14 protein-coding genes and 1 tRNA gene are annotated in these 14,578 nt (G+C 73.8%); 3 read left to right on the top strand and 12 right to left on the bottom strand.

Features of this window, described 5'->3' with window-relative positions:
* Positions 1–5: 5 nt before the first annotated feature.
* Positions 6–1,142 carry an alanine--glyoxylate aminotransferase family protein gene (locus VEL82_02610; protein ID HXW66757.1) on the bottom strand — a complete coding sequence of 379 codons (1,137 nt, stop codon included), beginning with the start codon at positions 1,140–1,142 and terminating at the stop codon, positions 6–8.
* The gene (locus VEL82_02605; protein ID HXW66756.1) at positions 1,139–2,089 is read right to left on the bottom strand and encodes an NAD(P)-dependent oxidoreductase; all 951 of its coding nucleotides are present in this window, start codon (positions 2,087–2,089) and stop codon (positions 1,139–1,141) included. The genes VEL82_02610 and VEL82_02605 overlap by 4 nt, the downstream gene beginning before the upstream one ends.
* A 213-nt stretch (positions 2,090–2,302) precedes the next feature.
* Here VEL82_02605 and VEL82_02600 point away from each other — a divergent pair, with 213 nt between their 5' ends.
* Positions 2,303–2,968, top strand: a complete 666-nt coding sequence (locus VEL82_02600; protein HXW66755.1) for a DUF981 family protein — start codon at positions 2,303–2,305, stop codon at positions 2,966–2,968.
* Between the two features lie 45 nt (positions 2,969–3,013).
* Here the strand turns inward: VEL82_02600 and VEL82_02595 are convergent, their stop codons facing one another.
* The 9 genes from VEL82_02595 to VEL82_02555 form a co-directional block, all read right to left on the bottom strand.
* Complete coding sequence (locus VEL82_02595) at positions 3,014–3,964, bottom strand: MoxR family ATPase (protein ID HXW66754.1); 951 nt, start codon at positions 3,962–3,964, stop codon at positions 3,014–3,016.
* A 254-nt stretch (positions 3,965–4,218) separates the two neighbouring features.
* Positions 4,219–4,746: a hypothetical protein gene (locus tag VEL82_02590; GenBank protein HXW66753.1), complete on the bottom strand. Its 528-nt coding sequence runs from the start codon at positions 4,744–4,746 to the stop codon at positions 4,219–4,221.
* Positions 4,743–6,041, bottom strand: coding sequence for a DUF58 domain-containing protein (locus VEL82_02585; protein ID HXW66752.1), 1,299 nt, complete (start codon positions 6,039–6,041; stop codon positions 4,743–4,745). Before VEL82_02585 ends, VEL82_02590 begins: the two co-directional genes overlap by 4 nt.
* Entirely contained in the window at positions 6,038–6,439 is a 402-nt protein-coding gene (locus VEL82_02580; GenBank protein ID HXW66751.1) for a hypothetical protein, read from the bottom strand. Before VEL82_02580 ends, VEL82_02585 begins: the two co-directional genes overlap by 4 nt.
* The gene (locus tag VEL82_02575) at positions 6,436–7,347 is read right to left on the bottom strand and encodes a DUF4129 domain-containing protein (protein HXW66750.1); all 912 of its coding nucleotides are present in this window, start codon (positions 7,345–7,347) and stop codon (positions 6,436–6,438) included. Before VEL82_02575 ends, VEL82_02580 begins: the two co-directional genes overlap by 4 nt.
* Before the next feature lie 51 nt (positions 7,348–7,398).
* Complete coding sequence (locus VEL82_02570) at positions 7,399–8,298, bottom strand: hypothetical protein (protein HXW66749.1); 900 nt, start codon at positions 8,296–8,298, stop codon at positions 7,399–7,401.
* A gap of 56 nt (positions 8,299–8,354) precedes the next feature.
* On the bottom strand, positions 8,355–8,777 hold the full coding sequence (locus tag VEL82_02565) for a DUF3198 domain-containing protein (protein HXW66748.1): 423 nt from the start codon (positions 8,775–8,777) through the stop codon (positions 8,355–8,357).
* Positions 8,778–8,833: 56 nt separating this feature from the next.
* Positions 8,834–9,619 (bottom strand): hypothetical protein, encoded by a 786-nt coding sequence (locus VEL82_02560; protein ID HXW66747.1) that lies wholly within the window; start codon positions 9,617–9,619, stop codon positions 8,834–8,836.
* Positions 9,616–10,392 carry a tRNA (adenine-N1)-methyltransferase gene (locus tag VEL82_02555; protein HXW66746.1) on the bottom strand — a complete coding sequence of 259 codons (777 nt, stop codon included), beginning with the start codon at positions 10,390–10,392 and terminating at the stop codon, positions 9,616–9,618. The genes VEL82_02560 and VEL82_02555 overlap by 4 nt, the downstream gene beginning before the upstream one ends.
* 141 nt (positions 10,393–10,533) lie before the next feature.
* Here VEL82_02555 and VEL82_02550 point away from each other — a divergent pair.
* A tRNA-Gly gene (locus tag VEL82_02550) sits at positions 10,534–10,607 on the top strand.
* A gap of 112 nt (positions 10,608–10,719) precedes the next feature.
* Positions 10,720–11,592 carry an alpha/beta hydrolase gene (locus tag VEL82_02545; protein HXW66745.1) on the top strand — a complete coding sequence of 291 codons (873 nt, stop codon included), beginning with the start codon at positions 10,720–10,722 and terminating at the stop codon, positions 11,590–11,592.
* Between the two features lie 13 nt (positions 11,593–11,605).
* Here VEL82_02545 and VEL82_02540 read toward each other — a convergent pair whose 3' ends face one another.
* Complete coding sequence (locus VEL82_02540; protein ID HXW66744.1) at positions 11,606–14,572, bottom strand: FtsX-like permease family protein; 2,967 nt, start codon at positions 14,570–14,572, stop codon at positions 11,606–11,608.
* Between the last annotated feature and the right edge of the window lie 6 nt (positions 14,573–14,578).

Genomic DNA, 14,578 nt, shown 5'->3' with positions numbered 1-14,578 from the left:
GGCGGTCAGGGCATCCGCTCGACGACCGCGGCCAGCGCCGCGCCGGGGCGCGGGAGGCGCCCGGCCTTGCCGAGGATCCGCTCGAGCGCCGCGAACGTGACGAGCAGGTCCGGCCAGTCCGCGATCCCCATGTGGCCGATCCGGAAGATCTTGCCGGTCAGGGTGCCCTGGCCCCCCTGGACGAGGATGTTGTACTCCCGCTCGAGGACCTTGCGGAGCTGCGGGTCCCCGAGTCCCTCGGGGTTGCGCACCGCGGTCACGGTGTCGGAGGCATGGCGGCGCTCGGGGAACAGCTCGAGGCCCAGCGCGTCGACCGCGGCGCGGGACGCTTCGGCGAGCCGGTGGGTCCGGGCGAGCCGGCGCTCGAGCCCTTCCTCGCGCAGGAGGATGAGCGCCTCGCGGAGCGCGAGGAACAGCGGTACCGCGGGGGTCCAGGGGGTGTCGTTCTTCTCGAGCGATTTGAGGTGGGCGGCGAGGTCGAGGTAGTAGGTGCCCGGGTGCAGCGCCGCGACCGCGCGATCCGACAGGTGCAGGAGCGCGAGCCCGGCGGGCGCGGCGAGTCCCTTCTGGCTGCCCGCGACGATCGCGTCGATCCCCCAGGCCTCGAGCTCGACGGGGATCCCGGCGACGGCGCTGATCCCGTCCACCAGGAACAGCGCGCCGGAGGCGCGCACGGCGGGTGCGAGCGCGGCGAGGTCGTTCGCCAGCCCCACGCTCGTCTCGTTGTGGACGACGCAGACGGCGCCGACGTCCCCCTTCTCGAGCTCGGCCCGGACCGCGTCGGCCGGGATCGACTGGCCCCACGGGGCGCTGAGGACGCTGACCGCGCCCGCGTAGCGGCGCACGATCGCCTCGGAGCGCTCGCCGAAGTTGCCGTTGGTCAGCACCAGCGCGCGCCGGTCCTTCGGGACGAGCGCGGCGTACATCGCCTCGAGCCCGGCGGTCCCGCTGCCGGAGAGGACCAGCTGATGGCCCTTCGCGCCGAACAGCACCGGCATCAGCTCGCGGATTTCGCCGACGATGCCGTGGAAGTAGTCGCCCCGATGGTTGAGCGAGGGCATCGACATCGCGCGCAGCACGCGGGGGTGGATGCGCACCGGCCCGGCGATCAGGAACGTCGTGGTCTCGGGGTCGAACGTCATGCGGGCCCTCCGGGCATCGCGACGAGGTTCGACAGCGGCTCACCGCGCGCCGCGCGCAGCACCTCGTCGACGATCTCCGCCCCGGCGCGCGCCTGCCCCTCCGTCGTCATCGCCCCGAGGTGCGGCGTCGCGATCACGTCCGGTCGCTCGAGCAGCTCTCGGTCCGTCGGCGGCTCGACCTCGAAGACGTCGAGGGCCGCCCCCGCGAGCCGGCCCTCGCGCAGCGCCGCGAGAAGCGCGCGCTCGTCGACGAGGGGCCCCCGGGCGACGTTCACCAGGTAGCTGCCGGGGCGCATTTTGGCCAGCGCCGCGGCGTCGATCAGGTGGCGGTTCGAGTCGGTGAGGGCGGCGTGGAGGCTCACGACGTCCGCTCGGGCGAGCAGCGCGTCGAGCGCCAGCATCTCCGTTCGGTCCGGCGCCGTCGCCACGAACGGGTCGAAGGCGATCGCGCTCGCGCCGAACGCCCCGATGCGACGCGCGACCTCGCGCGCGATGCGGCCGTAGCCGACGAACCCGACGGTCTTTCCGGCCAGCTCGCGGCCGTGGCCGCCCCGCTCCCAGCGGCCACCCTTGGTCGCGGCGATCGCGGGGTAGAGGCCCCGCAGGAGGAGGAGGTAGAGGGCGACCGTGAGCTCCGCGACGCTCGCGGTCGCCGCGGCCGGAGCGTTGACGACCCGGATGCCGCGCGCGCCCGCGGCCGACATGTCGATGTTGTCGACGCCGACACCGGCCCGGGCGACCAGCGCGAGCCGGGGCGCCGCGCCGAGCAGGTCGGCCGTCACCTTCGTGCGGCTGCGCACCACGAGCCCCCAGGCGTCCGCGAGGTGGGCCCGCAGCGACGCAGGGTCCGCGCTCGCGTCCCGCACCCGGCAGGGGCCGGCGCGCAGGCGTTCGAGCGCCGTGCGGTCGATGGGATCGGCGACGACGACGATCGGGAGCTCCGCCATCGGGCGCCCGACCCCGGCAGCACGGAAAACGGTTTGGCTCGTTCGAGCGGACCGGTCGTCCGTCGGCGCCCCGTCGCGTCCCCCGACGGCGCCGGGACCCCCGGCCGCCGGGCGACCGGGCCGCCGAGGTCAACTGCGCTCCACCAAGCGCACTAGTAGTCCGACGACGAACCACCGGCCGAAGCGACCGAAGCGTCGGTCCGGAGAACCACGATGGCGTTTGTCGACGACCTGACCCTGATCCTCGACCTGCTGGTGCTCGTGACGGTGATCGTCTTCTACACCGGGTTCACGGTGTTCGTGCAGTACCGGCGCAAGGACCACGAGCGCGCCGTGAGCCACCTGCAGGCCGGCGCCGTGCTCCTCGCGCTCGTCGGCGCCGGGATCGGGCTCGTGGCGCTCTGGGGCGAGCTCACCTGGCCGATCCCGGTCGCCTTCGGTGCCTACGACCTGTTCTTCTTCGACCCGCTGTTCCTGCTCTCGATCGTCCTGATCGGCTTCGGCATCTCGGTCCGCTGGGGACTGCCGACCCACTTCGTCGGCATCGTCGCCGCGGTCGCCGGCTCGGGGATCATCTACTACGGCGCGCGGGCCTACGAGATCGGACTCACCCTCGACCCGCTCGAGACGTTCCTGCTCTACCTCGGCTTCGGCGGCGCCGCGATCCTCGCGTACCCCGCGACGCTGTTCGTTGACTGGTTCGTCACCGGACCCACTAACCCGCGGTCGTCGCCGCTCCCGTCCGAGGAGAACCCGCGCTACCCGTGGCTCTGGCGGGTGCTCGTCGTGCTGTTCCTGGTCGCGGTCGTGCTCGCCGGCATCGCCGCGGTCGTCTACGGGTTCACGGCCGCCTGGGCCCACCTCGCGAACCCGCCCTGAGCCGTCCGGCGCGCGACGGTCCCCGGCGCGAGGCGTCCCCGCCGCCTAGCGGACCTTCGGGACCGCGGTGCGCTCCAGGGCGGTGCGCACGATGTCCGGTCCCCGGACGCCACGGACCCATGGCTCGGGCTTGACGAGGACCCGGTGCGCGAGCGCGGGAACGGCAAGCGCCTTGACGTCGTCGGGCAGGACGAAGTCCCGGCCGTCGAGCAGCGCCCGCGCCCGGGAGAGCTTCTGCAGCGCGAGCGAGCCCCGGGGCGACGCGCCGATCTCGGCGCGCACGTCGGCGCGCGTGGCGCGGACGAGCTCGACGATGTAGCCGGCCAGCGAGCCCTCGAGCTCCACGTCCTCCGCGGTCCGCTGCAGGTCCCGGAACTGCTCGAGCGTGGTCGCGGCCGCGACGCTCACCGCGTCCTCCTTGCGCGCCCGCCGCCGCTCCAGGATCCCGAGCTCCTCGTCGGTCGTCGGGTAGCCGACGGCGAGGCGCATCAGGAAGCGGTCGACCTGGGCCTCGGGCAGCGGGTAGGTCCCCTCGAGCTCGAGCGGGTTCTCGGTCGCCAGCACGAGGAACGGCTTCGGGATCGGGTAGGTGGTCCGCTCGCTCGTGACCTGGTACTCCTGCATCGCTTCGAGCAGCGCGGACTGGACCTTCGGCGGCGCCCGGTTGATCTCGTCGGCGAGCAGCACGTTCGTGAAGATCGGCCCCGGCCGGAAGACGAGGGCCCCCTGCCGCGGGTCCAGGACGTCGCCGCCGGTGATGTCGTGCGGCAGGAGGTCGGCCGTGAACTGGATGCGCTGGAAGCCGAGTCCGAGCGCGGAGGCGAACGAGCGGGCGACCAGCGTCTTGCCGAGGCCGGGCAGGTCCTCGATCAGCAGGTGCCCGTCGGCGACGAGGCCGGTCAGGACCTGGTCGAGCACGGCGGCGCGGCCGACGACGGCGGTCGCGACCGCGCGGCGGACCGCGTCCGCGACGCCCTTCGCCTCCGCGACCTTCAGCGCGCTCGCCTCGGAGCCCCGAGCGCCGGGCTCCCTATATCCCTCCGCCGGCGGCCTGTGCCCCGGCCCTAACGATCCGCGTCATCGCAGGCCAAGGCCCTCTCGGCGGTCTGACCCGGACCGGGGTGTCGGACACCGGGGTTGTCCTCACGTCATCCTCGGCGGACGACCCGTCCGCGTTGAGTCGAGAGGGACCCTTCGACGGTACCCGGGCGCGGCGCGGGGCCGCGCCGTCTCGCGGAGCGACGGGCGGGCTAAATCGCTTGCGTGCCGTCGCCCGCGAGCGCCTCGGGCCGACGGACGAAGTAGGCGATCGCGAGGAGCGCGCCGGCGAGCAGCACGGCCGCGGTCCCGAGCGGCAGGGCGCCGCCGGGGAGGACCGCGGCTCCGAGCCAGGCGAGCGCCACCGCGAGGCCCGGTAGCGCCCAGCCGATGGCCCCCCGACCGATGCCTCCGACCGGCCGCGCGGGGTCGTCCGCGAGCCAGAGGAGGACGGATACGCCGGCCGCGCCGGCGGCGATCTCGGGCAGCGGGCCGAGCGGCGCCGTGGCGGCGAGGAGCCCGAACATGGCGAGGACCGGCACCGGGGCGAGCTGATGTTCGATCGATGCCCGGCGGGCCCGCAGCGCGAGCCCCGCGGACACGCCGGCCAGCCCGAGCACGACCGCCGGGAGCGTGGGAAGGCCGCTCTCCACGGCGAGCAGGAGGGCCGCCCCCGCGAGGACCAGGGCGCTCGGACCGATCCAGGTCCGCCAGTGGGGGCCGACCCCGGGGCCGGTCACCTGGGCCGCCCCCGTCGCACCGGCCGGCGGAGCAGCGCGACCAGGCCGCTCAGGCTCCAGAACTCCTCCCAGTCCACGACCGGCGCGAACGCCCAGATCCGCGCGAGCCGCTCGCGCCGCTCGAGCCGAGCGAGACGCCGGACCAGCTCGGCGTCGGGCCGCGAGGCGGTGCCGGTGCCGTCCTGGAGCGGGAGCGGCGAGGGGCTGAGCACGAGGGCCGGGAACCCTCGACGTCCGAGGTGCGCGACGAGCGCATCGGCGTCCTCGACCGCGAGGCTCGAGAAGAGGACGGTCGTCACGCCGGGAGGGAACTGGCGTCCGAGCGAGACCGCGCAGCGCTCGGGGATGCCGGCGACCTCGGCGACGCGCGCGCGCACTAGGGTCTGGCGGATCCGCAGCGCCTGCCGGCGACCCCCGGCGAGCGGGACCGCGTCGAGGAACTCGCCGAAGACGCCCAGCCCGACCCGGGCCTTCTCGCGCAGGAACGACTGCGCGATCCCCTCCGCCGCCGCTACCGACAGCGCGAGCAGGTGCGTGTCGAGCGCCCGGCCGAGCGGGGTCGGGCGCGCGTCGAGCAGGAGCAGCACGTCGCCGGTGCGGTCGAGCTCGTACTCGTTCGCGAGGAGGCGGCCGGCCCGGGCGCTCGCGCGCCAGTTGATGCGGCGGGCCGGGTCGGTCGGGCGGGCCTCCCGGATGCCGGCGAACTCGCCGCTCGCGCCCAGCCGGCGCGAAGGCGTCTCGCCGGGCCACGGGATCGTGCGCTCCAGGCGGACGGCGCCGAGATGCCAGAGCTCGGGCGGGTACCGTTCGACGACGAGCGGTGGCGACGGCCCGTGCACCGGGCGGGCCACCAGCCCGGCCGGATCGCTCCAGGCGAGGCGGGGCGGCGGCACGGGGACGACGAGCGGGTGGGGCGCCCGCCCGGAGAGCGCGAAGCGGATCTCCTCCGGGGTCCGCTCGATCCGGGGCGGGGCCCGCTCGCTCAGCCCCGAGGGCAGCGAGCACTCGAGATCGAGGTCCGCCGTCCGCGTCGGCGGTTCCGGCACGAACCGCCCGAGGATATCGACGGTAGCTCCGGTCCCCTCCGAGCGCCATTCGAGACGGGCCCGGGGGACCGATCGCGGCCCGTAGAGCGTCGCGGCGATGGGGCCGAAGAGCAGCGGAAGCCCGAGGAACAGGAGCGCCGGGGCCGTCAGCAGCACTCCGGCCGCGATCGACGCGATGCCGCTGGAGAAGAGCAGGAACGCAAGCGCGCGCCAGCGCACGGGAGGCTCGTCCGCGGCTCGGCCGCTCATCCGCCCGCCTCGAGACGGTCGAGCCGCTCGCGCACGTGGCGGCGGAACTCCTCCGGCGGCAGGCGCAGCAGCCGCTCCTGCTCCTCCGGCGGGGTCGATGGCCCGGTGAGGGCTCCCGCGCGCTCGAGCCCCTCGAGCCGCCTGAGGACCTCGGCCCGGACGAGCCGGCTACCCGCGATCCCGTTGGGGAAACGGGGTTGGACGGGGAGCGCCGGCGGCTCGGGCCCCCGGGACCCGGCGCCGCGCTCGAAGAAGGCGCCGGCGAACAGAAGTCCGGCCGCGAGGACCGCGAGCGCCGCCGCCGGGACGGCGATCGCGAGGTTCGGACCGGCGAGCAGCGCGACGATCGTGGCGCCGACGATCAGCGCCGGCAGCTCCCAGCCGAACGGCCAGTTCATGGCGCGCGATCGAGGTCCTCGCTCGCCTCCCGGATCGCCCGGGCGGCGCGGTCCACCTCGCCCGGGCCGAGCGGATGGGTCGAGTAGCGCGCCTCCTCGAACAGCCGCGTGAGGGTCTCCGCGGCGGCCGGGCGCACGCCGAGCCGGATCAGGTGCTCGGCGCGGATCTCCTCCGGGGTCGCTCCCTCGAGACCGATGGCCATCGTCCCGACCCGGGCGAGGATCGCCCCGTAGAGCGCCTCGATCGTGGCCCGCGGATCCCCGCCCGCGTCCAGCGCCTCCGCCGCCGAGGCGAGCGCTCCCCGCACCCGGTCCCGCTCGGCCCCCGGGATCCGACGCGTCGCGGAGGAACGGGCGCGCCCGACGACGGCGGACCACAGGGGGGTGGTCGCGACGAGCGCGAGACCAACGACGAGCGCGCTGAGCGCGACGAACAGTAGCCACGGTGGCAGGGGAAGGTGGAAGGAGGGCGCCGAGGTGCCGCCGCCGGCGAGCGTCCCGTTGCCCGTCGCGTTGCCGCCGGTCAGGTTGAGCCCGGGTCCGGTGGAGTGGCCCGGGGTCCCGGACCCGACCGCGGCCGAACCGGCGAACAGCTGCGCGAGGAAGACGAAGGCGACCCCGACCAGGAGCGCGATCGCGATGCTCGCGACCCACTGCGTGGGCACGACCGCGGCCCCGCGCGACAGGCGCAGGTAGACGAAGAAGCCGATGCCGCTACCGAAGATCGCGAGCACGAGCAGGTCGAAGAACCAGGTCGGCAGCACGTCCGCGGGGGTGCTCGACGAGCGGAACGGGGGGGCCACCGCGGCGCCGGCGACGACGCTGGCCGCCGCGCCGAAGGCGAGGGCGACGAGCACGAGGAACAGGATCGTGGGGCTGCCTCGCGAGCGCGGCCGCGCGTTCGACATGGAACCGCCCGCCGGACGACCGGGTCGGCCCGCCTTATACCCTTCCCGGCCTCAGGTCGCGCTCGCCGAGGCTCCGGGCGCCGCCGGCGCCCGCGCGAGCAGGTAGAAGCTGCGGCGCTCGTGCTCCGGGGCGACCACCACGAAATCGTCGACCACGTAGCCGAGGTCGGCGGCGAGCCGGAAGGCGTCGCGGACCGCGTGGCGCCAGCGGCGCAGCCCCGCCGGCTCGTGCTGGCGGACGAGCGCGAGATCGAACGGGATCTCCAGGTGCGCGAGCGGGCCGCTCGGCTCGCTCACGGCCGTCGGGAGGCGGATCCCGCTCTCGCCCGGCTCGGTCTCGACGATCGCCGCGGCGCTCGACCAGCGGCGCTGGTCGTCCTCGGGCGGCCGGGGTCCGGCGGCGAGGCGGCGCTCGACGTCGGGGGAATCGAGCGCCCAGACGGCGCGCATCCGGTCGGTCTCGAGGCCCTGGTTGGCGGCGTCGGACAGCTGGCCGTAGTAGTGCGGATAGTAGCGGTCGGGCCGGGCGCCGAGCCGGCGCACCTGGAGGTGGGCGCCGCGGCTCTGCAGCGGGTCGAACACCCAGCGGACCTCGTGGAGGCCGAGGCGCAGCACCTCGTCCCGCTGGGCGAGCTTGAGGCCGAGGCCGAGCCGGTGGTTCTGGTACTCGGGGCGCACCGCCGTCAGCAGCGAGTAGTGGTAGAGCGTCGTCCCGTCCCAGCCGAGGATCGACGCGCAGACGCCGGCGAGGTAGATGTCCGCAAAGGCGCCGATGGCGAGGCCCCCGTTGTCCTGGATCGCCCGTAGCAGGGGCACCGAGGGCGCGTGGCCGCCCCCGTCGGCCCCGCCGATCGACCGCTCGACCTCGGCGACCTGGCGGAACTCCTCGGGCTTATCGAGGCGGCGGAAGCGGAACCCCTCGACCTTCTCGCTGACCCCGGCGCCCGCCACGCGCCCGTGGACCGGGAGGCTCTACTTAACCTCGGCCGCGGCCGCCGGCCCCGGGGCTAGCGGCGCACCCGCAGCTCCGCCTTCTTCTCCTCGTAGCGCTGCTCGTCCGCCGGCGTGAGCTCCCAGAGCAGGTCCTCGAGCTCGGGGATGTTGCGGAGGAACTCTGCCTTGCTCTTGGTGACCATGAGGTGCTCGAACTTGGCGCGCGCGACGAAGTAGGCGCCGACGAGGTAGGCTCCGGCGATGACGACGATCGGGCCGATCACGATGAAAACGAGGTTGTAATTCGCGCCGGGGGTGCTCGTGGCGGCGTTGATCGTCGGGAACGGGCCCCAGCCGCTGAGCGGCGTGAAGAATCCGAGCGCGAGGATCGTGAGCACGATCCCGACCCCGAGGATGAAGATCGAGATCGCCGCCCGGTACGTGCGCAGCCCGCGGCGCAGGCGGCGGCCGAACGACGGGTCCGAGGCCGGGCTCATGCGGCCCGGCGGGAGGCGGCTTGGCTTATCAACCTGCTGACGGCGATCGCGGCGCCCTACGGGCGGGCGCCCCCCTTCGAGCGGTCCGTGCGACCATAGGCGCCGGGCGGCCGAGGGGCCACGACGCGCGGACCGCTGCTCGGCGCCGGGATCGTGGCGAGCATCGGCCGCAGTCGACGGTAGACGAGCAGCGAGCCGAACAGCGCGACGAGGACCCCGGCGACGGCGACCTCCTGCCCCGAGAGCGTCGACGGGTCGGCGAGCGGGCCGAGACCGATCAGGAAGAACCCGACGGCCGCGAAGACGGCGCCCGGGAGCGGGCCACCGCCCCGGCGGCCGGCCGTCTCCGACGGCGGCAGGGAGAGCAGCGCGCCCGTGACCTCGAGGCCGACGACCGCCGCCGACTCGGCGACGACGACCGCGATCCCGGCTGCCGAGACCGCAGGTCCGCTGAAGTACTGCGCGACGATCGTCAGTCCGAAGATCCCGCCGATCCCCGCGCGGTAGCCGAGCGCGTAGAACGGCCCGCTCTCGCCTTCCCCCCAGTAGCGGGTCCGCAGGAGCGCCCACTGGGCGACCTCGGTCCCGCCGACGAGCAGGGCGAGGAACAGCAGCGCCCCCGGGATCGCCCCGTTGGCCATCGAGTCGAAGAAGAAGAGGAAGGCGATGGCGAGCGGGACCCCGACGAACAGCCCGGCGGTGTAGCCGAACACCTCCCGGCGCTCGTCGAAGAGCGTCTCGGCCACCTGGGGCGTCGCGAACCGGCCGACCTCCACGTAGACGAAGCCGGCCGACAGCAGGATGCCGACGATCGCGCCGAAGGTGAGCGGCAGGTCGGTCACCGCTCGTCGACCTTCCGCCCGACGGCGAGGAACCCCGTGTGCCCGAGCATCTCGAAGTCGGGCCGGGTGCCGCCCTCGCCGACCTGGATGCCCCGCTCGATCAGCTCGAGCGCCCGGACCTCGTCAAAGCCGAGCGCGCGCAGGCGCTGGACGGTACGCTCGAGCTGGTTGTACGTCGGGGAGTACGTCGCGACGAAGCCGCCGACCGCGAGGGCCCCGTGCGCCGAGGCGAGGACGTCCCACGGCGTGGCGAGGTCGAGCAGCACGCTGTCGACCTCCCGCACGTCGAATCCGTCCTGCACGACGTCCCGCTCGGTGAACGTCACGCGCCCGGAGAGGCCGGCCCGGGCGACGTTCGCGCGCGCGGCCTCGAGGAAATCCGCGCGTCGGTCGAACGAGGCGACGTGGCCGCTCGGACCCACCGCGAAGGCGAGCGCGAGCGTGAGCGCGCCGCTCCCGGATCCGGCCTCCGCGACGCGCGATCCCGGCGCGACCCCGGCGAGGTAGAGCAGCTGCGGGACGTCCTTGGGCGTGACGATCTGGGCCCGACGGGCGAGGCCGGCGAACAGGTCGGAGAGCGACGGGCGGAGCACGCGGTACGGGGTGCCGAGCCAGGTGATCGCCGCCCCGGGCGCCGCGCCGAGCTGCTCCGACAGGTCGATCACCCCTCGGTCCCCGATCCGGACCGACCCGCGGGCGAGCGGGACGAGCAGCGCGGGGGCCCCGCGCGCCTTGAGCGCGACGACCTCGCCCTCCCGCCAGACCTCGACCACGGCCGCCCCACCCTCCAGAGGTCGGCAGGTCCCCGACGCGGTAATAACCCGGCGGCTTCGAGCGCCCGCGACCGCCGCCGGAGCGGTGGTCTTTATCTCGCGGACGATTGTCCGAGCGCGCGCGCGCTCGGGCGCGCGGATGCGGGCATAGTGTAGTCTGGTTATCACATAGGCTTGCCAAGCCTATAACCCGGGTTCAAATCCCGGTGCCCGCACCCTTCTCCTCGCCGGTTCGGCCCGAACTCCTCCGGCGCGGGGCTCGAGCGCGGGTGCGATCGGCGCGGGCCCGTACGGAAACGTTTGAGAGCGGGGTGCGATACCGGGGCGATGGCCCGCGTTCGCACGATCCGCACCCCGAACGGCCGTTTCTTCGAGTACGTCTCCCGGGGGAAGGGGCCGGCGACCCTCGTCGTCCACCCCGGCGGTCCCGGCCTCACCTACCACTACCTGCGCGGCCTCTTGCGGCTCGCGAACGCCCACCTGCGGGTGATCCTGTTCAATCCGCGGGGCGTGGGCCACAGCTGGCGGCCGGGGTCCCGTCGGGAGTACACGCTCGCCGCGATGGCCGAGGACGTCGAGGCGATCCGCAAGGCGCTGCGGATCACCGAGCTCCACCTGCTCGGCTACTCGGCCGGCGGGTTCGTGGCCCTCGAGTACGCGCACCGCTACGAGCGCCACCTCACCTCGCTCCTGCTCTGCGCGACCGCCGGCAGTGCCGAGGAGGTGCGCCAGTCGAACCGGACCGCGCTCGCCGTCGCCTCGCGGAAGCAGCGGGCGCTCCTGCGCGAGCTGACCCGGGCGCGCGCGTTCGACTCGAGCGAGTACCAGCGCCTGGTCGAGGAGGTGTTCGGGCCGTTCCAGACCCGCTTCTTCAAGGGGACGAGCAAGGACTGGAAGGCGACGCGCCTCGCGACCGACGTGTACCGCACGATGATGACCCGCTCGGGCGACGAGTTCGCGGTCGACGGCACGCTCTCGCGGTGGGACGGCCGTCGCTACTACTCGAAGATCGAGGTGCCGACCCTGGTCGTCGTCGGCCGCTACGACACCTTCCTCAATCCGTCGGTCGAGATGGCCGAGCGGATCGAGCCGGCGCACCTGCGCGTGCTGCAGCACAGCAGCCACCGCATGATCCTGGAGCAGCCCAAGGAGTTCCTCGGGACGATCCGCGAGTTCCTCGAGGACGTCACCGGCGGCTAGGCGTCGCCCGCGCTCACTCGGTGGGGCGCACCGCCTCCGCCGGCGGCAGTCGCGCGGCCCGCAGCGACGGCTGGGCGACCGCGGCCATGGAGAGGCCGAAGGCGGCCCCGAGGATCAGCGCGAGGTTGACCAGCGGGATCGCGAAGACGGTGGCCCCGGCCGCGCTCGCGGAGGGGCCCTGCGTCAGGTTCCATACGACCAGCAGGCCGAGGGCGGTCCCGATCGCGATGCCGACGAGGGTCACGAACGAGTACTCCAGGAAGAAGGCGCGCAGGACCATCGCGCGGGTGAAGCCGTTCGCCCGCAGCATCCCGATCTCGCGGCGTCGCTCGACGACCGCGCGCAGCGCGACGATGCCGAGCGCGGCGATCCCGACCGCGAGGCCGAGCCCGACGAACACCTGGAGGAGGCCGATGATCCCCTCGGTCGGGGCGATCGAGGAGGCGAGGATCGCGGCGATGTTCAGCACGACGAGCCCGTACGGGAAGAACGCCGCCTTGGCGAGCTGGGCGGCCCGGACCGCCGACTGGCCGGCCGTCAGCGAGAGGAAGAACAGCTGGGGCGCGCGGATGCCGAGCGCGGCCGCGGTCGGGGGGCTCACGAAGACCCCGGTGACGAGCGACTGGGTCATGACCCCGATCACGGTGACGGTCGTGCGGTTCCCGTTCGCGGGGTTCGACAGCCCGAGCGTGCCGCCGACGTCCACCTTCGGGTGCGCGGCGGTCGAGCCGCCGCCGAGGTTGTTGGCGATCGGCGAGTAGCTCTGGTCGACGATCGCGACGTCGGGCACGGAGGCGAGCTCCGACATCACCTGGGCGGCGGAGATACCGCCCTCGGTCGCGGTGAACGTGTAGTGGTTGGTGCTGTAGAAGTTCGAGGACGCCGGTGCCGACGCCGGCGCGGAGTAGACCGAGTCCGAGTAGGGATTGCCGGCGAACCCGCTGACGTTCACGTAGAGGCCCGCGTAGGCGAGCGGTACGACCTCGTCGAAGAACGGCGCGACGCTCGAGTTGTTGGCGACGAGCCCGGGCAGGTCGGGGACCGGGACGGAGGAGTACGCGACGAACGTGTAGCCGCCGGACTGCGCCTCGAGCGTGTTGCCGAGGCTCGCGTCGACGGTCGCCCCCGCGGTCGCGATCGTCACGAGGACGAACACCACGAGCGCGAAGATCGCGAGGCTGATCGTCGTGCGGGAGGTGCGGCGGGTGGGATACGACAGCGCGATCTGGGCGACCGGCGCCCGGCGGGCGCGCCCGCCCGCGAGGCGCAGGAGGCCGGCCGCGAGCGCGGAGGCGTTGAACGCGAACAGCAGGAGGGCGCCGGCGACCAGGATCACCCCGACGGTGAACAACACGAAGATCCCCCCGCCGTGCGAGGCGCCGAGGAGCGCGACGTGGAGCGAACTGTCGCCGGCCCAGACGAGGAGCGCCGCCCCCGCGAGCGAGAAGGCGAGACGGTTGCGCACGAAGCGCGAGGCGACGAGCGCGAGCCCGGCGATCGCCATCGCGCCCCCGAGGATCGGGTACGACTCGTCGCCCGTGCCGGCGTGGGTGGTGGCGTAGAGCAGGGCGCCGAGGGCGAACAGCGCGGCGCCGAGGTAGGCGAGGTAGGTGTACGTGCGCACGGTCGGTGGTGGCTCGGGGAGGTCGCGGATCGCGCGGACGATGTTGAGGCGGCTCGCCCGGCGGCTCGCGATCACGACCGTGACGAGTGTGAGCACGAAGCCGATGACGTAGGCCTCGAGCAGGGAGCCGGTCGTGAACGTGAACGACTGGAGGATCGCGTTCGGGGGCAGGCCGGGGATCCGGTACAGCACGCTGAAGGCGTAGACGAGCCCGTAGCCGACCCCGACCCCGAGGAGCGCGCCGGCGAGCGCGCTGCCGGCCGCGTAGGCGATCCCCTCGAAGAAGAACGCGTACACGAGCTCGCGGCCCTTCAGGCCGATCGCCCGCAGCACCCCCATCTCGCCCTTGCGCTCCTCGGCGAGCAGGACGAAGATCCCGACGATCAATAGCGCGCCCGCGACGATCGAGAACAGCCCGAGGACGAGGAACAGGGTCACGAGGCTGCTCCCCGACGCGTTCGCGCTCGCCAGCGAGTCGACGAGCAGCTGGGTGACGGCGAGCCCCGCGGCCGCGGGGATCGTCGCGAGCGTCGTGTTGAGCGTGGCGCTGACCGTCGGCGCGAGGGCGAGGCGGTTCGCCTGGTCGCCGACGTTCGTGACCGAGAGGAAGTTGATGGCCCCGGACAGGTTCTCCAGGCGCTGCGCGGTCGATAGGTCGGTGAAGACGCTCCCGAAGTTGCCGAGGCCGCCGGTCGGGAAGGCGCCCCGCAGGTTGTCCTGCACGACGGCCTGGACGACCGACGGGATCGGCGTGCCGCTCGCCCCGTAGAGGACGACCGTGTCGCCGGTCGAGGCGTTCATCTCCGACGCGGCGAGATCGTCGAGGAGGACCTCGCCGGGCGCCGGGCCGATCACGACCGAGCCGTTGTCGGCCACGTAGTCGCCGAGCTGGGTGCTCTGGTTCGCGTTCACGCCGATGAGGTTGAGGTTGGTCTGCGGGACGCCGGAGGTCCGATCGAAGACCGAGACCGAGCTGACGATCTCCGGCGCCATGCCGGCGATGTCGGGGTTGCCCGCGGTCGCAAGGGCCACGTCCGAGTAGACGGAGTAGGGGAACGGCACGTAGGCCCCGGACGGCGACTGGTTGCCGACGATCTCGTCGTTATAGCCGACGGCGAGGACCGTGTAATGGACCGTGACCTGCGTGACCGTGTCGCCGACCACGAGGCTGCCCGAGACGATCGTGGTCGCCACGAGGAGGCCCAGCACGAGCAGGACGGTCCGGCCCCGCGCCCGCGCGACGTTGCGCATCCCGATGCGGAAGGCGAGCCGGTGGCGTAGCGCGAGGCCGATCGCGATCGCGACGATCGCGAGCAGCACGAGGACGAGCAAGCCCACGACCGGAGCGAGCGCCATCGGCCC

This window comes from Thermoplasmata archaeon, from assembly GCA_035622275.1.
GTDB lineage: Archaea > Thermoplasmatota > Thermoplasmata > Lutacidiplasmatales > UBA184 > Lutacidiplasma.
The sequence above is the reverse complement of the archived record's forward strand: the minus strand, read 5'-3'. Positions and strand labels throughout refer to the sequence as shown.